The organism is Aeromonas sp. SG16 (assembly GCF_024436135.1).
Lineage (GTDB): Bacteria > Pseudomonadota > Gammaproteobacteria > Enterobacterales > Aeromonadaceae > Aeromonas > Aeromonas jandaei.
The window spans coordinates 1159300-1177177 of record NZ_JANFNW010000001.1 but is presented as its reverse complement, the minus strand read 5'-3'; the positions used below and the strand labels follow the sequence as shown (position 1 = coordinate 1177177).

17 protein-coding genes and 4 tRNA genes are annotated in these 17878 nt (G+C 57.1%); 7 read left to right on the top strand and 14 right to left on the bottom strand.

Annotated features, from left to right (window positions below; translation table 11 throughout):
- Positions 1 to 110: 110 nt before the first annotated feature.
- Positions 111 to 198: transfer RNA gene (locus NOM67_RS05265), tRNA-Ser, on the top strand.
- 83 nt (positions 199 to 281) lie between these two features.
- Here the strand turns inward: NOM67_RS05265 and NOM67_RS05260 are convergent.
- The gene (locus NOM67_RS05260) at positions 282 to 1058 is read right to left on the bottom strand and encodes a hypothetical protein (RefSeq protein WP_255934416.1); all 777 of its coding nucleotides are present in this window, start codon (positions 1056 to 1058) and stop codon (positions 282 to 284) included.
- Positions 1059 to 1266: 208 nt separating this feature from the next.
- Here NOM67_RS05260 and NOM67_RS05255 point away from each other — a divergent pair, with 208 nt between their 5' ends.
- Positions 1267 to 2883 carry an MCR-3-related phosphoethanolamine--lipid A transferase gene (locus tag NOM67_RS05255; RefSeq protein ID WP_255934414.1) on the top strand — a complete coding sequence of 539 codons (1617 nt, stop codon included), beginning with the start codon at positions 1267 to 1269 and terminating at the stop codon, positions 2881 to 2883.
- Between the two features lie 136 nt (positions 2884 to 3019).
- Positions 3020 to 3400 (top strand): diacylglycerol kinase, encoded by a 381-nt coding sequence (locus tag NOM67_RS05250; RefSeq protein WP_041207472.1) that lies wholly within the window; start codon positions 3020 to 3022, stop codon positions 3398 to 3400.
- A gap of 77 nt (positions 3401 to 3477) precedes the next feature.
- On the opposite strand, the gene NOM67_RS05245 is transcribed toward NOM67_RS05250, so the two are convergent.
- The 8 genes from NOM67_RS05245 to NOM67_RS05210 all read right to left on the bottom strand — a co-directional run bounded on the left by NOM67_RS05245 (position 3478) and on the right by NOM67_RS05210 (position 9955).
- The gene (locus NOM67_RS05245; protein ID WP_042032312.1) at positions 3478 to 4182 is read right to left on the bottom strand and encodes an AcvB/VirJ family lysyl-phosphatidylglycerol hydrolase; all 705 of its coding nucleotides are present in this window, start codon (positions 4180 to 4182) and stop codon (positions 3478 to 3480) included.
- Positions 4183 to 4193: 11 nt separating this feature from the next.
- Positions 4194 to 6746, bottom strand: coding sequence for a bifunctional lysylphosphatidylglycerol flippase/synthetase MprF (mprF, locus tag NOM67_RS05240; RefSeq protein ID WP_255934411.1), 2553 nt, complete (start codon positions 6744 to 6746; stop codon positions 4194 to 4196).
- 289 nt (positions 6747 to 7035) lie between these two features.
- Positions 7036 to 7215 (bottom strand): hypothetical protein, encoded by a 180-nt coding sequence (locus NOM67_RS05235; RefSeq protein WP_033115160.1) that lies wholly within the window; start codon positions 7213 to 7215, stop codon positions 7036 to 7038.
- Positions 7216 to 7269: 54 nt separating this feature from the next.
- Positions 7270 to 8595, bottom strand: coding sequence for a two-component system sensor histidine kinase RstB (rstB, locus tag NOM67_RS05230; protein WP_255934407.1), 1326 nt, complete (start codon positions 8593 to 8595; stop codon positions 7270 to 7272).
- A 21-nt stretch (positions 8596 to 8616) separates the two neighbouring features.
- The gene (rstA, locus tag NOM67_RS05225) at positions 8617 to 9330 is read right to left on the bottom strand and encodes a two-component system response regulator RstA (protein WP_042032315.1); all 714 of its coding nucleotides are present in this window, start codon (positions 9328 to 9330) and stop codon (positions 8617 to 8619) included.
- 318 nt (positions 9331 to 9648) lie between these two features.
- A tRNA-His gene (locus tag NOM67_RS05220) sits at positions 9649 to 9724 on the bottom strand.
- A 41-nt stretch (positions 9725 to 9765) separates the two neighbouring features.
- Positions 9766 to 9842, bottom strand: a tRNA-Arg gene (locus NOM67_RS05215).
- Positions 9843 to 9878: 36 nt separating this feature from the next.
- Positions 9879 to 9955, bottom strand: a tRNA-Pro gene (locus tag NOM67_RS05210).
- A 222-nt stretch (positions 9956 to 10177) separates the two neighbouring features.
- Here NOM67_RS05210 and folD point away from each other — a divergent pair.
- The gene (gene folD / locus NOM67_RS05205; RefSeq protein ID WP_043851082.1) at positions 10178 to 11032 is read left to right on the top strand and encodes a bifunctional methylenetetrahydrofolate dehydrogenase/methenyltetrahydrofolate cyclohydrolase FolD; all 855 of its coding nucleotides are present in this window, start codon (positions 10178 to 10180) and stop codon (positions 11030 to 11032) included.
- A 111-nt stretch (positions 11033 to 11143) separates the two neighbouring features.
- On the opposite strand, the gene cspD is transcribed toward folD, so the two are convergent.
- A complete protein-coding gene (gene cspD, locus NOM67_RS05200) occupies positions 11144 to 11362 on the bottom strand; it encodes a cold shock-like protein CspD (RefSeq protein WP_033115164.1) in 219 nt (72 codons plus the stop codon).
- Positions 11363 to 11591: 229 nt separating this feature from the next.
- Between cspD and clpS the strand changes: the two genes are divergently transcribed.
- Entirely contained in the window at positions 11592 to 11909 is a 318-nt protein-coding gene (gene clpS / locus NOM67_RS05195) for an ATP-dependent Clp protease adapter ClpS (protein WP_005337111.1), read from the top strand.
- Positions 11910 to 11968: 59 nt separating this feature from the next.
- A complete protein-coding gene (gene clpA / locus NOM67_RS05190) occupies positions 11969 to 14221 on the top strand; it encodes an ATP-dependent Clp protease ATP-binding subunit ClpA (protein WP_033115165.1) in 2253 nt (750 codons plus the stop codon).
- 68 nt (positions 14222 to 14289) lie between these two features.
- On the opposite strand, the gene infA is transcribed toward clpA, so the two are convergent.
- From infA to aat, 3 genes are all read right to left on the bottom strand, one after another.
- Complete coding sequence (infA, locus tag NOM67_RS05185; RefSeq protein ID WP_005300033.1) at positions 14290 to 14508, bottom strand: translation initiation factor IF-1; 219 nt, start codon at positions 14506 to 14508, stop codon at positions 14290 to 14292.
- 68 nt (positions 14509 to 14576) lie between these two features.
- Entirely contained in the window at positions 14577 to 15293 is a 717-nt protein-coding gene (locus NOM67_RS05180; protein ID WP_042032318.1) for an arginyltransferase, read from the bottom strand.
- Positions 15290 to 15997, bottom strand: a complete 708-nt coding sequence (gene aat, locus NOM67_RS05175; RefSeq protein ID WP_042032319.1) for a leucyl/phenylalanyl-tRNA--protein transferase — start codon at positions 15995 to 15997, stop codon at positions 15290 to 15292. Before aat ends, NOM67_RS05180 begins: the two co-directional genes overlap by 4 nt.
- A 22-nt stretch (positions 15998 to 16019) precedes the next feature.
- Here aat and NOM67_RS05170 point away from each other — a divergent pair, with 22 nt between their 5' ends.
- Positions 16020 to 16490, top strand: a complete 471-nt coding sequence (locus NOM67_RS05170) for a glycine zipper 2TM domain-containing protein (RefSeq protein WP_255934406.1) — start codon at positions 16020 to 16022, stop codon at positions 16488 to 16490.
- Positions 16491 to 16589: 99 nt separating this feature from the next.
- Here NOM67_RS05170 and NOM67_RS05165 read toward each other — a convergent pair whose 3' ends face one another.
- On the bottom strand, positions 16590 to 17837 hold the full coding sequence (locus tag NOM67_RS05165; protein ID WP_041207481.1) for a diguanylate cyclase: 1248 nt from the start codon (positions 17835 to 17837) through the stop codon (positions 16590 to 16592).
- Between the last annotated feature and the right edge of the window lie 41 nt (positions 17838 to 17878).

Below are 17878 nucleotides of genomic sequence, written 5' to 3'. Positions count from 1 at the left end.
AAAAAGCCGTTGACGCGGGCGGGGCTTTCCCCTAAATTACGCCCCGTTCCAGCGCAACGGCGCAGCGAACACAGTGTTGGCTGAACACGTTAAACAACAGACCAAAATTTGGTGAGGTGTCCGAGTGGCTGAAGGAGCACGCCTGGAAAGTGTGTATACGGCAACGTATCGAGGGTTCGAATCCCTCCCTCACCGCCAAATGATAAGCCCTGATGGAAACATCAGGGCTTTTTGCTTTTCTGCTTTTTCACCGATTGGCATCTGGCGATCACTCTGTCGCCTTACTCAGGATCCAGCTCCTGCGGGATCACATCGCGCTTTTTCAAGGTGGAGAGATAGACCAGCAGGGCAATGGCGGCCAATAAGGCTGCCGAGGCGGAGTATCTGCTGAGCTCCAGCCCTTCTTTGCCAAGCGGCTTGTCGAGGAAATCTCCCACCACAGCACCCAGCGGGCGAGTGATGATGAAAGCCGCCCAGAAGAGCAGGGTGCGTGAGACCCGGGTCAGCAGGTAGGTGGTGACAATGGCCAGCAAGATACCGCCAAAGAGCACCATGCTGCCGGTATAGCCAAAGCCGCCATCATCGGCCACCCAGTCACCCAGTGCGGTACCCAGCGTCTGGGAGAACATGATGGTGATCCAGTAGAACATCTCGGTTCTGGATGAACTGATGTCACTGGTCGCTATGCTGCCCTGAAATTTGTACCACACCAGAAAAGAGCCCATCAGCAGCAGGAACAGCAGGGTTGACCCGCCTGCATAACCCATCCCCAGCGAACGATCGGCAAAGTCTGCCAACGTGGTGCCCACTGTGGTGGTGGCAATAATGGTTGTCCAGTAGAGCGCCGGGTTATAGCGCTTGGCAGAAATCTGGGCGCCGACGGCAATAAAGAAGATCACGGCAAAGATGCCGGTACTGACCAGATAGCCGAGATCCATCGACATGGATACCGCATCCTCTCCGGTTTCTCCCAGGGGCGTTGCCAATATTTTGGTGAACCAGAATACCAGAGTGATCTCCGGCACCTTGCTGACTGAGTGAGCGACGCTGTTATGCATAATGCACCTGACGAAGAGCCGTCAGGATGAGGATGTCGGGGAGCTCTCAAGAGAGCCTTAAGGCCATGGGGGATGGCAAGAAAATATCATTTTGACCAGATGCAAACGGTGAGGATATCCGCACGCTCTTAAGTATTCCTTAAGTTTCAAGGTCTATTTTGACGCTGCGTTCAATTTTCCGGCATTTGGTTCAATAGGTGGTGTTTCGGTGGTAAAAATCAGAGTTGTACCCTTTATTTTCCTGTTGGCACTGATATTTGCCTTCCTGCTTAACTGGCCCGTGTTGCTCCACTTCTACGATATCCTCAGCAATCTGGAGCATTTCAAGATAGGGTTTGCCATCTCGATCCCGGTGCTGCTGGTGGCGGCGCTCAACTTCGTTTTCATGCCCTTCTCCCAGCGCTACTTGCTGAAACCCTTCTTTGCGTTTCTCTTTGTGACCGGCGCCATCGTCAGTTACACCATGCTGAAGTATCGGGTCATGTTCGATCAGGAGATGATCCAGAACATCTTCGAGACCAACCAGAGCGAGGCCTACTCCTATGTCAGCCTGCCCATCGTGGTCTGGTTGGCGTTGGCCGGTGTATTGCCCGCCGTGCTGCTCTTTTTTGTTAGAATCGAGTACCCGAAAAAATGGTATCTGGGGCTGTTCCTGCGCGCCCTCTCCATGGTCGCATCCCTGGCTGTCGTGGGCATCATAGCGGCGTTTTACTATCAGGATTACGTTTCGGTCGGGCGCAACAACCAGACTCTCAATCGCGAGATAGTGCCGGCCAACTATGTCTACAGCACCACCAAGTATCTCTACAAGCGTTACGTCGCCGAACCCATTCCGTTCACCACCCTGGGTGATGATGCCAAGCTAGTCGCGAAAGAGGATAAGCCGACCCTGATGTTCCTGGTGGTGGGGGAGACAGCCCGCGGCAAGAACTTCTCGATGAACGGCTACCAGAAAGAGACCAACCCCTTTACCAGTCAGGCCGGGGGCGTTATCTCCTTCAAGGACGTGCGCTCTTGCGGCACGGCTACGGCAGTGTCGGTGCCCTGCATGTTCTCCAACATGGGGCGCAAGGAGTTTGATGACAACCGGGCCCGCAACAGCGAAGGCCTGCTCGATGTGCTGCAAAGAAGCGGGGTCTCCATCTTCTGGAAGGAGAACGACGGCGGCTGCAAAGGGGTATGCGATAGGGTGCCCAACATCGAGATCAAACCAAAAGATCACCCGCAGTTCTGCGACAAGAACACCTGCTATGACGAGGTTGTACTGCAAAATCTCGACGACGAGGTGGCGCAGATGAAGGGCGACAAGCTGGTCGGTTTCCATCTGATCGGCAGCCACGGCCCGACCTACTACAAGCGTTATCCGGATAACCATCGCCAGTTCGTACCGGACTGCCCGCGCAGCGACATCGAGAACTGCAGCGATGAAGAGCTGGTCAACACCTATGACAACACCATCCGCTACACCGATTTTGTCATTGCAGAGATGATTACCAAGCTGAAAAAGTATGAAGATAAGTACAACACGGCGTTGATCTACCTCTCTGATCACGGCGAGTCGCTGGGGGCGATGGGGCTCTACCTGCATGGCACGCCCTACAAGTTTGCCCCTGACGATCAGACCCGGGTACCGATGCAGGTCTGGATGTCGCCGGGCTTTGCCAAAGAGAAGGGGATGGATCTGAACTGCCTGCAGCAAAAAGCGGCAGACAATCGCTACTCCCATGACAACCTCTTCTCCTCTGTGCTCGGGATCTGGGATGTCAGCACGGCGGTGTACGACAAGCAGCTCGATATTTTCAGCCAGTGCCGCACCGTGCAGTAAGGTGAGGGCCGACTCGGGGCGCCAGTGCGCCCCTTTTTTATCCCCAAAATTGTTTAGTTTTCATATATGACTTGCTCCATTTGTTTAGATGCTATGTACGAAATGGAGCGGGTTGCCATCAAAAGAGGAAGCGAAAATGGCCAAACCTGGCGCTACAGGGATCACCCGGATTATCCATGCCACCCGTTACAGCATGAAGGGGCTTTCGTCCGCCTGGCTGCATGAGGCTGCCTTTCGTCAGGAGCTGCTGCTGATCATATTGCTGATGCCGCTGGCCTTTCTGGTGGGGGATGGGCTGACCCAGATCCTGCTGCTGATGATCATCAGCTGGCTGGTGGTGATCGTGGAGATCCTCAACTCCGCCGTCGAGGCGGTGGTGGACAGAATTGGCTCCGAACATCACGAGCTTTCCGGTCGGGCCAAGGACATGGGCTCTGCCGCAGTCTTTATTGCGCTGGCGCTCAACGTGTTGGTGTGGGGGGCGCTGACCGGTCGCAATCTGCTGGGCTGGTGGTGATCAGCCGTAGTTGGCGAGATCCCGAATATAAAAAGAGAGGGCGACCCTGTGGTCGCCCTCTCTGTTTTCATCGCCGCTCAGGGGGTGGTGAGGGTCATGTGCTTGGTGATGGCCTGATAGAGCACCGGGTAATCATCCTCAAAGTGGTGGCCGCCCGGCAGGGTGACGGTGGTGACGTTGGGCTGGTTGAGACGGGGGCAGAGGCGGTCGTCGTCATCGTCATCGGCACCTTGCAGGCAGACCATCGGCAGATCCCGGATGGTTTTCACCTGCGGCTCGGTCGGATAGCTGCGCGCCTTGTGGGTCAGCATGTCGCTGACGTGGATCTCGAAGTCCGAGCTGGTGGAGGGGGAGAGCATCACGGCCCCGACCAGCCCCTGACGATAGTGCTCCGGCAACCGGTTGATGACGAAGGGGACAATCTCGGCACCAAACGAGAAGCCGACCAGCAGCCAGCGGGGGCGCTGCCAGCGCGCCTGATAATCATCGAGGATCCGCTCCAGATCGGCGGTCACCTGCTCCGGGGTTTTCTTCTTCCAGTAGTAGGTCAGGGAGCTCCAGCCCACGACCGGCATGCCGTGCAGCTGAAACTGGGCGCTCAGCCCCTTGTCGAGGGCCGCCCAGCCACCATCGCCGCTGAGAAAGATCACCATGGGGGCGTCGGATGGCTGCTTGACCGGCAGCTCAATCAGGCTCAGGTCATCCTTGACCGGGGCGGCATGCGCCGCAAAAGACGAAACGGGCAGTACGAGACTGAGTAACAGCAATATCAAGGCTCTCATTGGCCATGCTCCTATTTCTTGATCAGCCCCAGCGGGCCGCGGCTAATCAGGGTGATCAGGTGAGTCAGGGTTCTGGGCAGTACCAGCTTGCTGCTGCAGAGCAGGTAGCGGGGTTCCCAGCGGGGCGAAAATTTCTCCTTGTAGCGTCTGAGCCCCTGAAAGTTGTAAAAACGGCTGCCACGCACGAAAAGGGTATTGCCAAGGCGGGCCCAGTAGCTGTTGAGCGGGTGATCGTTGAAGCCGGACATGGGGGCCATCCCCAGATTGAAGCTGGCGTACCCTTGCGCCTTGCCCCACAGCAGCAGTTCGACAAAGAGAAAATCCATGATGGGGGCAGTACCGGTATCCAGGCTGTAGCGCATCAGATCGATGGAGAGCATCTCCTTGTTATCGCTCACCCAGAGGTTGGCAAAGCCGACAATCTGCCCCTCGTGCCAGACCAGTGCAGCCGGGCTCAAGGTCAGGTAGTCAGGCTCGAAGCGGCCGACCGAAAACCCCTTCTCCTTGCCCATTTTGCTCTGCAGCCAGGTATCGGAGACGGTCTGCAATCTGGGCAGCAGGGGAGCCACGGCGCTCGCCTCGACCACCTCGAAGGTCAACCCTTCCCGTTTGCCCTTGGCGTGGCTCTGGCGCAGGTTGCGCAGCCGGCTGCCCGCCAGATCGAAGGTAGCCAGATCGACCATCGCCTCTTCACCGAGCTTGAAGGGGATCAGCCCCAACTCCAGATAGATCGGCAGATAGCGGGCCGAGACCTGATAGAAAACCGGATTGGCGTCGTGCTCGTCGCACCGCTCGCGAAATTGCCAGAGCAGCTCTTCGATCTGTTCGGGGCGACCGACCGGATCCCCCATCACAATCCAGCTGTTGCCCTCGATGCCATACATCAGGAAGGCGTCACCGGCGGGGTGGAACAGCAGGGACTTGTCCTGCAACTGGGCCAGATAGCCGTGGATCCCCCCTTCGCGTACCACCAGCTCGTGGGCGCGCGCCAGCGTCTCCTTGTCCGGCTTTTCACCGACTACGCGCAGCGGCGCAAGCAGCTGGGCAACCCCGGCCACGGCCAGCACGGCCACCACGCTCCCCATGGCGCGCAGGCCGCGGGCAGCCCCGCCGTGGGGCGAGAAGTGGAACCAGAGGGCGTGGTCATACTCCACCTGACGGTAGGAGAAGAGCAGCAGCCACAGCGCCCCCAGCAGCACGGCGCCGACCGAAATGAGCCAGCCCGGGGTGTACTGGGGATAGAGCAGCGACCCCTTGCGATAGAAGAGAGAGCGGCAGGGGGTCATGATGAGCAGGAAGCTGCCGAGCAGCAGGGCTGACTCCCAGTCACCCCCCTTGAGCAGGGAGAAGGCGATCCCCAGTGCCAGCAGCAGCTGGGTGATGCGAAACGCGGCGTCGTGACGGCGATAGAGGCTGCGCGCCAGCAGGATCAGGAGAATACCACTCACGCTGCCGAGCACGTGGGAGAGCTCGAGCAGGTGGAGCGGCAGCACCTGCAGCCACACCTCGATGTGGCTGCGCATGGTCGGGATCATGCCCGAGCAGAGCAGCAGGCTGCCGGCGGCGAAGGTGCCCACACTGATCAGGGCGGGCAGAAACTCCTGAATGGCGCTCATGATCCCCTGCAACCGCTGCCAGCGAGCCTTCTGCTGCAACATCTCCTGACTGGTAAAGAGCAGCAGGGCGCAGAGGAAAGGCAGTACGTAATAGATGCAGCGGTAGAGCAGCAGCGAGGCGAGCAGCTTGTCGGCCGGCAGGTAGTGGGCCAGCAGCAGGCTCATGCTCGCTTCGAACACCCCGATCCCGCCCGGCACGTGGGCCAGCACCCCGAGGAAGCTGGCCAGCACGAAGGCACTGAGCAGCACGGGGTAGGGGACGCTATCTGCGGGTAGCAGCACAAACAGTACGGCGGCGGCGGCCATCCAGTCCGCCAGGGCGACCAGCAGTTGCAGCAGGCGTACCTTTATCCCAGGCAGGATCAGGCTGTGTTCGCGCCAGGAGAAGCTGGGACGGGGCCAGAGCAGATAGCCCAGCACCAGCAGCAGGGCGCCGGCGCCGGCCAGATGGAACAGGCTGTAGATCCAGCTTGGCCAATCGGGTAGCAGCTGGGCCGCCGTGCTGCCAAGCAGCAGGGCACTGCCGCCCCAGCCGAGCAGCCCGAGGAAGAAGGTGATGGAGCAGAAGAGTACCACCCGTGCCACCTCGCCGGTCGCCAGCCCGAGGGCCGAGTAGATCCGGTAGCGCACCGAGGCACCCGTCAGCAGGGCGAAGCCCAGAGTGTTGGAGAAGGTGTAGGCGATAAAGGAGGTAACACCCACCTGCTGCCAGGGGAGCCGCTTGCCTAGCGCGTGCAGCGCCAGCATGTCATAGCCGCAGAGCAGGCCATAACTGAGCAGGGTCAGCAGCAGGGCGCCAGCCAGCGTGGGCAGCGGTTGTGACCAGATGGCGACGCGAATATCGTGCCAGTGCCATGAATGGGTCAGATGATAGAGTACGGTCAGGGCGGCGCTCAGCAGCAGCAAGCTGCAGAGCGGGCCTAGCCATTTAATGAGATGACGCCACATTCCATGTTCCTATTGTCAGTTCAAACGATGAGCGTTGATGAGGTTACGGTAATGGGTTGGATAATGCGCGATAGCCTGAATAATGTGCGGCAGTGTCATGAGGTTATTACGATAGTCGGCATGATGGAACAGCAATGATCTTGTCATGTGGAACCTGCTTGGCAGAGGCAGTTTTCATCATGACCAGATGAAAAGGGAGGCAACCGGCCTCCCTTTTATCTCTCAGCTCTACTCTTGCTCTGTTATGTACAGATTGACGGTCTGGTCGTCACTCAAGGGTCAGAGGCGATTACTTGGTTTTCGGCGCGACTTTGACGGACGGCGCTTTGTGCGCAGTTTTATGGTGCTTTTTCACAACCTTGGTCTGGGTCGCTTGCGGAGCGGCAGTTTTGGTCGGGGTGGCAGCCATGGTGAAACCGGAAGTCAGGGCGAAAACGGCGGCCAGAGTCAGGGGAATGATTTTTTTCATGGTCAATTTCCTTATTCGGATTGGTGGTATGGAGCATTTCTCCATGGCTTCATCCTATGACGCTGAGCGCGGTACTTCAGTGAGCACTTGGTGACGGTTTGTATCCAAATGTACAGGGAGCGTGAGGCAGAAGCGGGCTCCCTTACCGGAAGGAAGCAATGCCACATCACCGCCATGGTGGAGCGCTATGCTGCGCACAATGGCAAGTCCCAGCCCGGTGCCGCCGGTGCGGCGATCCCGACTCTGATCAAGACGCACGAACGGCTCGAAGATCTGGTGCGCCAGTGCGGGGTCGATACCCGGCCCGTCGTCGCTGACTTCCAGCAGATAATTCTCCTGCAGCCGCGAGATGGAGAGGGTAACCTCGCTTTCGGCGTAGCGCAGGGCGTTGCCGATAAGGTTCTCGACGGCGCGTGTCAGCAGACGATGATCGCCGCACCAGGGCATCTTGATGGGTGGCAGAGCGAGGGTCAGGTGTTTCTCCGGCCGCAATGCCTGCCAGTCGCCGAGGTGATGCTCTGCCCAGCTACCCAGCTCCAGCTGATCCCGCTGCAGCGGCAGTTCGGGTCGATCCAGCTTGGCGTAGGTCAGCATCTCTTCGATAAGGGAGTCCAGCGCCCCCAGATCCCGCTCCAGTGCCTGCTGCTCTTCTGCGGCAGGAGCAGGATCGAGCATGGCAAGCCGATAACGCAATCTGACCAGCGGGGTACGCAGCTCATGGGCGATGGCATCGGTCAGCTGCTTGCGACTGGTGAGCATGGCTTGCAGCTGGGCGGTCATCTGATCGAAGGTACGCCCCACCCGGGCCAGACTGCTGCCCGGTGGCAGGTTGGTGCGGCAGGAGAGATCGCCATCGCCTACCCGGCGCGCCGTCTGCTCCAGTTGCAGCAAGCCGCGCCAGTGGGGGCGCAGCCAGAGCAGGATGGGCAGCCCGAGGGAGAGGCCAATGACCAGCAGCAGTCCCACATCGACCCAGTGCAGTTCATGCAGGTAGGAGAGATAGGGCACCGGGCCAACGATAAGTACTTGAGCGGTATCGGGGATCCGTTGCAGGAAGGTGTCATCCTCCTCGACGATGACGATATTGCCGGCAGCAAGAAATGCCTGATCCTCGCTGGCAAGAGGCTGATGGGCCAGCTCGCCAACCTTGAGGGGGAGGGTGAACTGGCTGCTCTGCTCGGCCAGCCGATCTGGCCAGCGCTCGGGCGGAATTCTGGCCAGCTCGTCGGTCAGCAGACCAAGGGAGCCCTGCATCATCCGCTCAAGATAGCGGTCGCCGGCTCGCTCGGCGGTGACCTGATAGACCACGCCAACCAGCAGAATCGCCAGAGTGAAACAGCCGATCAGCAACAGATAGAACTGGATAAAGAGACGGCGCATGGTTGTGCTCCCTGATTAAGGCTATTCCCAGGCGTGGGGGACGAAAAGGTAGCCCTTCTGGCGCACCGTTTTGATCCGGGTCGGGTTGTCAGGGTTATCGCCCAGTTTGCGGCGCAGGCGGGAGATGGCCACATCCATGCTGCGATCCTGACCGTCATACTCCCGGCCGCGCAGGCTGCGGAACAGGGCCTCCCGCCCCAGGATCTGGCCGGCGTGGCTGGCAAGCTCCCACAACAGATCAAAGTCGGCAGTCGAGAGGGCAATGCTCTCGCCATCGAGACGCACATCCCGCCCCGGCCCATCGACCAGCAGGCGGCCAAATTGCAACTGCTGCGGCACACTGCCGGCGGCGGCGATCGGTTGCGCGGCGGTTTGCTGATGCTGGCGGAATTGCACCCGCAATCTGGCCAGCAGCACGGGGGGAGGGGTGGTTTTAAGGATGTAGTCGTTGGCCCCCAGCTCCAGGCTCAGGATCTGATTCATGTCGCTGTCGAGCGAAGTGAGCATCACGATGGGGCCATCAAAGCGTGGCCGCAGATCCCGACAGAGGGACATGCCATCCTGTCCCGGCAGCATGATATCGAGCAGTACCAGGTCCGGTTGTTCGGCCTCGACCCGGGCCAGTGCCATATCGCCTCTAGGTTCGAGGATCACTTCCATATCGTGGCGGCCAAGCCAGCTGCTGATGAGCTGGCCAATCTCGGGATCATCTTCAACAAAAAGAATGCGTTGCATAGAAAAGCTCCAACCGGAAGCAGGAGAAAAGAGGAGCTGTCAGCATATCAATGCCGCTTGGGAAATACAGAAAAAGAACGAGGGAGGGTTATATGGGGAGCGCGAGGATAAGGGCGATAGCCGGGTGGCAGAGCAATCATGAGGCACAGGGCCATGAGCATTTCAGCCACTCAGTGCGTTGTGCGATGAGACATGCGGGGATATAAACGAAGAAAATGGCGGTGTAGAAACAAAAAAACCGGCCTAGGCCGGTTTTTTGACAAGCCAGAAGGCTTCTATCTTGCCGTATTGGCAGCGTTGTGCCAAACGACGGAATAATGGGGTGGCTGATGGGGCTCGAACCCACGACAACCGGAATCACAATCCGGGACTCTACCAACTGAGCTACAGCCACCACTGAAAACTGCATTGATCCGTCAACAAATTGAGAATCAATGGCGCGCCCTGCAGGATTCGAACCTGCGACCCACGGCTTAGAAGGCCGTTGCTCTATCCGACTGAGCTAAGGGCGCTTTTCTCGACTCGCCTAAGTGGCAAATCGATAAACTTGGTCGGTGATAAAGGATTCGAACCTTTGACCCTCTGGTCCCAAACCAGATGCGCTACCGGACTGCGCTAATCACCGAAATTGTTGCTTTCAACCTACCAGCATAACGACATGAGCCGTACTGGGCAACGGGGCGGCATCATAACCAAGCAAAAGAGCCAGCGTCAACGTATTTTTCCCCCAGTAAATTCAAGTGCCTACTTATTGCCCGTTGCAGGCCAGACCTCTCTTGGACGCTAACATCTCGGCTAAAAAAATGCGACAATGCGCGGCAGTTGAACACATGGTGAGTGGAGAACGATGTCTGCCAAAATCATAGATGGAAAACAGGTTGCGCAAACGATTCGCAGCCAGGTCGCGGCACAGGTCCAACAGCGGTTGGCAGCAGGGAAACGGGCTCCAGGGCTGGCAGTCATTCTGGTGGGGGCGGATCCTGCCTCTCAGGTTTATGTCGGCAGCAAACGTCGGGCTTGTGAAGAGGTCGGTTTTCACTCTCGCTCATATGACCTGAGTGCTACTGCAAGTCAGGATGAGTTGCTGGCGTTGATCGATCAGCTGAATGATGACCCGACCGTCGACGGGATCCTCGTTCAGTTGCCGCTGCCTGATCACTTCGATACCACTCTGGTGCTGGAGCGGATCCTCCCTGACAAGGACGTGGACGGTTTTCATCCGTACAACGTGGGCCGTCTTGCACAGCGTATTCCGGCGCTGCGTCCCTGCACCCCGAAAGGGATCATGACGCTGATTGAAACCACCGGTGTTAAAACCCATGGTTTGCACGCCGTTGTGGTCGGCGCTTCCAACATCGTCGGGCGCCCCATGACCCTCGAATTGCTGCTGGCGGGCTGTACGACCACGACCTGTCACCGTTTTACCCGGGATCTGGAGGATCAGGTTCGCCGTGCAGATTTGCTGGTAGTGGCGGTCGGCAAACCCAATTTTATTCCCGGAGAGTGGATCAAACCGGGGGCGCTGGTTATCGATGTAGGCATCAACCGTCTGGCGGATGGTTCGCTGGTCGGGGACGTGGAGTTTGAAACGGCGCGCAGTCATGCCTCTTTCATCACTCCGGTTCCCGGTGGTGTTGGCCCCATGACGGTGGCCAGTCTGATGGAAAATACTCTGATAGCCTGTAATGAGTACCATGACTAAAGCGTGACAATGGTGCGTGCGTGGCTAATGCCAGGCGAGTCACATAAATGAAAATAAAAAACCGGTTGCTCAGAGAGGAACCGGTTTTTTATTTATCCAACGGGTTTTCGTTTATATATTTTGTGCTTCGTTCGGCACAATGACGGAGGCGTGATTTCCTTTCGGCCCCTGTTGCAGTTCAAAGTGAACAGCCTGACCCGCTTTCAGGGTCTTGTAGCCCTCCATTTGAATGGTGGAGTAGTGAGCAAAGATATCTTCACCACCCCCTTCCGGACAGATAAACCCAAATCCTTTTGCGTTGTTAAACCACTTAACTGTGCCGGTTGCCATACTTCTACATCCTTTTATTGATTACCCAGAAGTCGTTGAGTAACCTGCGCCAGCCCATTATAACTAGGGACATGAGCCCATAGCAGACGGGCACAGATTAGCAAGTAACCAATCTAGTCTAACTTTTGAGCGAGTCAAGGAGTTGTTAACAACTGATGTGATCTGGTTAACAAGTCTATTGACAAGCTTGTGTGAGACGGTAGTAATCTAGAGGTACCAAAGCGCGATTATGAGCAAGCAGAAAGAACTCTTTGCTAATGAAGAGATTGCAGAAGCAGAGAAAACAAAGCTGCAGCCGCCACCCATGTATAAAGTTGTGTTGAACAACGATGACTATACCCCGATGGAGTTCGTGGTGGAGGTGCTGCAAAAGTTCTTTGGTATGGATTTGGACAAGGCGACTCAGGTCATGCTGAGTGTGCATTATAGTGGTAAGGGTGTCTGCGGCATGTTTACCGCAGAGATCGCCGAAACCAAGGTTGTCCAAGTCAACACCTATGCACGTAACAACGAACATCCACTGCTATGCACTATGGAAAAGGCTTGAATCTGATGACTTGATGGCGAGTGTGACACCACATTGTAGCTGTACTAGGGGAGGTGCCTATGTTGAATAAAGATCTGGAAAAGACGCTGAACGAGGCTTTCAAACTGGCTCGTGACGAGCGCCACGAATTCATGACTGTCGAGCACCTGTTGTTAGCCCTTCTGGATAACAGCTCAGCCCATGAGGCGCTGAGCTCCTGTGGTGCCGATGTCGAGCAGATGCGCAAGGAGATCCGCGCATTCATCACTCAAACAACCCCGCTTATTCCGCGCGATGACGAAGATCGGGAAACCCAGCCGACCCTGGGCTTCCAGCGCGTACTGCAACGTGCCGTCTTTCATGTGCAATCCTCCGGCAATACCGAAGTCAGTGGTGCCAACGTACTGGTCGCCATCTTCAGCGAGCAGGAGTCTCAGGCCGCTTACTTCCTGAAAAAAGCCGAGATCAGCCGCCTCGATGTGGTGAACTTCCTCTCCCACGGGGTGCGCAAGGACAGCAAACCGGATGTCAGCAATAACAATCCGGAATCTGACGATGATGTTTCAGCGGCCCAGATCGAGAGCTTTGCCACCAACCTGAATCAGCTGGTGCTTGAAGGGCGTATCGATCCGCTGATCGGTCGTGATCAGGAGCTCAATCGTACCATCCAGGTTCTCTGCCGCCGCCGCAAGAACAATCCGCTGCTGGTGGGTGAGGCGGGGGTGGGCAAGACGGCCATTGCAGAAGGTCTGGCTTACCGTATCGTCAAGGGCGATGTACCCGAGGTGATTGCCGGTAGCACCATTTACTCGCTGGATATGGGCTCTCTGCTGGCAGGAACCAAATACCGTGGCGATTTCGAGAAGCGCCTCAAGGTACTGCTCAAGCAGATTGAGCGGCAGGAAGGTGCCATCCTCTTTATCGACGAGATCCACACTATCATTGGCGCTGGAGCTGCGTCAGGTGGCCAGCTGGATGCCGCAAATCTTATCAAGCCGCTGCTCTCCAACGGTTTGCTCCGTTGTGTCGGCTCCACCACCTATCAGGAATATGCCCAGATCTTCGAAAAAGACCGCGCTTTGGCCCGTCGTTTCCAGAAGATCGATATCACCGAGCCGACAGTGGATGACACTACCCGTATCTTGATGGGCCTCAAGAGCCGCTACGAGGCTCACCACGGGGTGCGTTATACCGCCAAGGCGATTCGCGCAGCGGCAGAGCTGTCCGCCAAGTACATCAACGATCGTCACTTGCCGGACAAGGCAATCGATGTGATCGATGAGGCGGGGGCTGGCCAGCGGTTGTTGCCGGCGAGCAAGCGCAAGAAAGTGATCAACGTGCAGGAGATTGAAGCAATCGTCGCCAAGATCGCTCGCATTCCGGAAAAATCGGTCTCCTCTTCTGACAAAGAGGTGCTGAAGAATCTGGAGCGTAATCTGAAGATGGTGGTCTTTGGTCAGGACAAGGCCATCGAGGTGCTGACCGATGCCATTCGCCTCTCGCGCTCAGGTTTGGGTAACGAGCGTCGCCCGGTTGGTTGCTTCCTCTTCGCCGGCCCAACCGGGGTGGGCAAGACCGAGGTTACTCAACAGCTTGGCAAGGCGCTGGGTGTGGAGATGCTGCGCTTTGACATGTCCGAGTATATGGAGCGTCACACCGTCTCCCGTCTGATTGGTGCACCTCCCGGATATGTCGGTTTTGAGCAGGGTGGTTTACTGACTGATGCGGTGATCAAGCACCCTCATTCCGTTGTGTTGCTTGACGAAATAGAGAAGGCGCACCCGGATGTCTTCAACCTGCTGTTGCAGGTGATGGACAACGGTACCTTGACTGACAACAACGGGCGCAAAGCTGATTTTCGCAATGTCATTCTGGTGATGACTACCAACGCCGGTGTGCAGGAGACCCAGCGCAAGTCGATTGGCTTCCAGCAGCAGGATCTGAGCCACGATGCCATGGCGGTGATCAACAAGACCTTCAGTCCGGAATTCCGTAACCGGCTTGATCACACCATCTGGTTCAACCATCTCGACATGACAGTGATCCACCAGGTGGTCGACAAGTTCATCGTTGAGTTGCAGGTGCAGCTGGATGCGAAAGGGGTGTCTTTGGAAGTATCCGAGCGTGCCCGTCACTGGTTGGCCGAGAAGGGATATGACAGAGCCATGGGGGCCAGACCTATGGGTCGGGTCATTCAGGAGCACCTCAAGAAACCGTTGGCTAACGAGATCCTGTTCGGCTCACTGGTTGATGGGGGAATTGTGAAGGTTGAGTTGGTAAATGACAGCCTCAGCTTTGATTTTCAGGTCAATGTTGAAGCTGTTTCCCACTAAGTAACCGTAATTAGAAAACGACAAAAAACCCCAACCGAAAGGTTGGGGTTTTTTGCTGAATTCCTGGCTTAGCGAGAGCGGAAAACAATACGTCCCTTGGAGAGATCGTAGGGAGTCAGTGCTACCGTTACTTTGTCTCCAGTCAGGATACGAATGTAGTTTTTGCGCATCTTGCCGGAAATATGAGCGATAACCACGTGACCATTCTCCAGTTCCACACGGAACATGGTATTGGGCAGGGTTTCGAGAATAGTGCCCTGCATCTCAATACTGTCTTCTTTAGCCATTGAATCCTCTTGATAAGCCACAACAAAAAACCGCTGGATCATGCCGGATTTAAGGCTATGTGTAAAGTTTACTCGGGCTTGCCGTCGATTTTTTTCCATTCTCCATGAATGAGCACCTCGTGAGGGAGGTAATTGCGCTTGTAATTCATCTTGCGGCACGCCTCAACCAGATAGCCGAGATAGAGCCAGCTTCGTCCGGTACGCCTGGCCAGATCAAGCTGACTCAGAATGGCAAAGGTGCCGAGCGAGCGGTCGGCATAATCTGGGTCGAAGAAGGTATACATGGCGCTGAGTGAGTGGGGCAGCAAATCTGTAGTGGCTACGCCAATAAGGCGACCCTCCTTTCTCATTTCCAGATAGAGGGGTGGCATCCAGTCGCAATGGAGAAAACCGCGGTACTGTTTGCGGTTGGGGGGATACATGCTGCCATCCTGATGGCGTTCGCTGATGTAGCGTTCATAAAGCTGGTAATACTCGGGTTTGTCATCGTAGCTCAGGACGATGTCGATATCCCTGTTGAGCTGGCGGATGCGCTTTTGTCCCCGGCTGGGCCGGAAGTGCTCGCTGTGAATACGCAGTGATTGGCAGGCATGACAGGCGGGGCAGTGAGGACGATAGATGTCGTTGCCACTGCGGCGAAATCCGGCGGTCAGCAGGCGTTCGTAACCGTGGGCGTTGAGCAGGTTGTGATCCATCAGAACCAGCAACTGCTCTTGCTCATGATCCAGATAACTGCAGGGATGCTTGGGGGTTAGCCCAACCTTGAGGATCACTTCTTCGGTCATAAGCGGATCTCTCCCTCTTGCCAGCATGAATCCAATAGCGATTGGCGGCTCAGTTGCGCCAGTTCGGCCAGAAAGCGCGCTCTTGGCCACTCCTCAATGCCCAGTGTGGCCAGAAACGGATTCTGCATCTGGCAGTCGACAAGGGCGCCTCCGTGCCGGGCAAAGTGGCGACAGAGTGCCACCATGGCCAGCTTGGCACCGTTATCGATATGGCTGAACATGGACTCGCCACAGAACAACCGGCCAATCGACAGACCGTAAAGGCCCGCTTGCAGTTTTCCCTCTTGCCAGATCTCGACCGAATGAGCGTGGCCCAGACGGTGCAGCCGTTGGTAGGCTTCGATCATGGGTTGACTGATCCAGGTGCCATCGGCTGTGCGACGAGGCGCGGCGCAGGCATTGATTACCTCATTAAAGGCGCGATTGACGGAAATATCGAATGGGGTTCGGCGGATAATCTTCTGCAAGGTGCGTCCCACATGCAGCTCATCAGGGCGGATCACACCACGCGGATCCGGTGACCACCACAGGGTCGGCTGGTGGGGTTCGTTCCACGGGAAGATCCCCTTGTGGTAAGCTGCCAGCAATCTGGCAGGGGAGAGATCCCCGCCGATCGCCAGCAAACCGTTGGGCTCTTCCAGGGCATGCGAGGGGTCGGGAAACCAGCAGAGCTCATCATCCAGTTGAGTGAGATAGCGAGACATAAGGCAACAACGAGGTTCGTAGATGAAGGCCATTATCCTGATAGTATCCAGCTTGCTCTGCTTTGTCACTGCGCCCGTCGGGGCCGAGGTTTACCAGCGCAACACGGCTCGCCCGGTCAATCAGGTGGTGTTTGGCCAGGTCGAAACGGTGCGCAATATTACCCAGCGCCAGATCCTGGAGTCGGAGCGTTCCGGCTGGAAAACTCTGGGCGGGGCAGTACTGGGCGGCTTGCTTGGTAACCAGTTTGGTGGCGGCCATGGCCGTGAAATTGCCACCGCCGTCGGGGCGCTTGCCGGGGCCGCTGCGGCACAGCAGTATCAGTCAGGCGACACGGTAGTGGAGAACAAACTGGTCGAGCTGCTTATTCGCAACGAGCAGAACGGACTGGTCAATGTGATCCAGGATTATGATCCCGCCATGGTCTTCAGTCGCGGAGATAAAGTACGCATTCTCTATTTTGATGACGGCGTGCGAGTCGACAAGACGTTTTAAGCCGGATTATGGAAGAGATACAGAGAGGGGAGATAACCCGCAGACTTTCCGATTGGCAGAAAGTCTTGCGGGCGGTAATACACGGGACTGCGCAGGAAACTAGATGGCGCTCTCTTGCGAGACTATCTTGTCACGGCCGGTGTTCTTGGCCTGATACAGGAGCCGATCAGCTTCGCTCAGCGCCTCGTCCATGGATACCCGCCCGACACTGACCACACCATAGCTGGCGCGAACAAAGAGCGGAACATCCGGTGACAAGGGGTGCTGGCGCAGCTGCTGGCGCAACCCTTCCAGCCGTTTGAGCAGCACGGGGACGGAGCAGTGGGGCACCATCAGGGCAAACTCCTCGCCACCAAAGCGGGCGATCATGGCATCAGGGAAGAACTGGGTCAGCTGGCGGGTCAGATGGCAGAGCAGCTGATCGCCGATGGCATGACCCCAGTGATCGTTGACCTGCTTGAAGTGATCCACATCGAGCACGCAGAGTGAAAGCGTACTCTGCAGTCGCTGCTGCTCCTCGAACCATTTCTGCCCTTCGTTGAACCAGTAGCGCCGGTTGTAAAGACCGGTCAGGTAGTCGCGATTGGCCGACTCCTGAATGCTGTTGAACTGCTCGAGCGCCTCCAGATTGTGGCTGACCCGGCACTGCAACTCTTCCGGCTCGAACGGCTGGTTGAGAAAGTCGTTGGCCCCCTGTTTCAGGTAGCGAGCGGAGAGACCGCGCTTGTCCGAGACCGAGATCCCGATAATTGCCAGCTGCTGCTTGCTGTAACGCTCTCTCAGCATGCGCACCAGACTGATGCCATCGATTTCCGGCATATAGTAGTCGACCAGAGCCAGCCGGATGCCGGGGTATTGCTCCAGCATCGCCATCGCTTCGCGCGCGTGACTCGCCTCGTGCACCTGCAGCAGTTGCTTGCGCAACTGGGCCATGGTGCGGTGGCGGGAGGTGCGCGAATCATCGACGACCAGCACTTCGATGGACTGGTTGAGATAGAGACGGTGCACCAGGCTGACCGCATATTGCAGCGAGTGGCGCGAATCCTTCATCACATAGTCCAGTACGCCGGTTTCCAGCCAGGCCGCACGTTTATCCTCGCTGATATCGGCGGTGAGGATCACCACTGGCAATCCGCGCTCCAGCAACACGCTGACCGCTTCCCCGCGAGGTGCATCCGGCAAGGTCAGATCCACCAAGGCGACCACATACTCATCTCCCCGACAGTGACGGGCGCCTTCGAGGGTATCAAAGGCGTCGATCTCGAGGCCGGTCTGCTGGGCTATCGCCTGGGTCAGCATACGGCGGATCGTCAGGCTATCTTCGACAATCAATATCTTCTGTTTCATTAGACTCCTTCAAATAAAAAAGGCATACCGACTGGTATGCC

Excerpts from the sequence above, each read along its gene's own strand:
- NOM67_RS05260 (WP_255934416.1), bottom strand. The coding sequence starts at position 1,058 with ATGCATAACAGCGTCGCTCACTCAGTCAGCAAGGTGCCGGAGATCACT.
- aat (WP_042032319.1), bottom strand. The coding sequence starts at position 15,997 with ATGTCTCGCTATCTCACTCAACTGGATGATGAGCTCTGCTGGTTTCCC.
- clpS (WP_005337111.1), top strand. The coding sequence starts at position 11,592 with ATGAGCAAGCAGAAAGAACTCTTTGCTAATGAAGAGATTGCAGAAGCA.
- rstA (WP_042032315.1), bottom strand. The coding sequence starts at position 9,330 with ATGCAACGCATTCTTTTTGTTGAAGATGATCCCGAGATTGGCCAGCTC.
- NOM67_RS05250 (WP_041207472.1), top strand. The coding sequence starts at position 3,020 with ATGGCCAAACCTGGCGCTACAGGGATCACCCGGATTATCCATGCCACC.
- NOM67_RS05245 (WP_042032312.1), bottom strand. The coding sequence starts at position 4,182 with ATGAGAGCCTTGATATTGCTGTTACTCAGTCTCGTACTGCCCGTTTCG.
- NOM67_RS05180 (WP_042032318.1), bottom strand. The coding sequence starts at position 15,293 with ATGACCGAAGAAGTGATCCTCAAGGTTGGGCTAACCCCCAAGCATCCC.
- NOM67_RS05235 (WP_033115160.1), bottom strand. The coding sequence starts at position 7,215 with ATGAAAAAAATCATTCCCCTGACTCTGGCCGCCGTTTTCGCCCTGACT.
- rstB (WP_255934407.1), bottom strand. The coding sequence starts at position 8,595 with ATGCGCCGTCTCTTTATCCAGTTCTATCTGTTGCTGATCGGCTGTTTC.
- mprF (WP_255934411.1), bottom strand. The coding sequence starts at position 6,746 with ATGTGGCGTCATCTCATTAAATGGCTAGGCCCGCTCTGCAGCTTGCTG.
- NOM67_RS05165 (WP_041207481.1), bottom strand. The coding sequence starts at position 17,837 with ATGAAACAGAAGATATTGATTGTCGAAGATAGCCTGACGATCCGCCGT.
- clpA (WP_033115165.1), top strand. The coding sequence starts at position 11,969 with ATGTTGAATAAAGATCTGGAAAAGACGCTGAACGAGGCTTTCAAACTG.
- folD (WP_043851082.1), top strand. The coding sequence starts at position 10,178 with ATGTCTGCCAAAATCATAGATGGAAAACAGGTTGCGCAAACGATTCGC.
- infA (WP_005300033.1), bottom strand. The coding sequence starts at position 14,508 with ATGGCTAAAGAAGACAGTATTGAGATGCAGGGCACTATTCTCGAAACC.
- cspD (WP_033115164.1), bottom strand. The coding sequence starts at position 11,362 with ATGGCAACCGGCACAGTTAAGTGGTTTAACAACGCAAAAGGATTTGGG.
- NOM67_RS05170 (WP_255934406.1), top strand. The coding sequence starts at position 16,020 with ATGAAGGCCATTATCCTGATAGTATCCAGCTTGCTCTGCTTTGTCACT.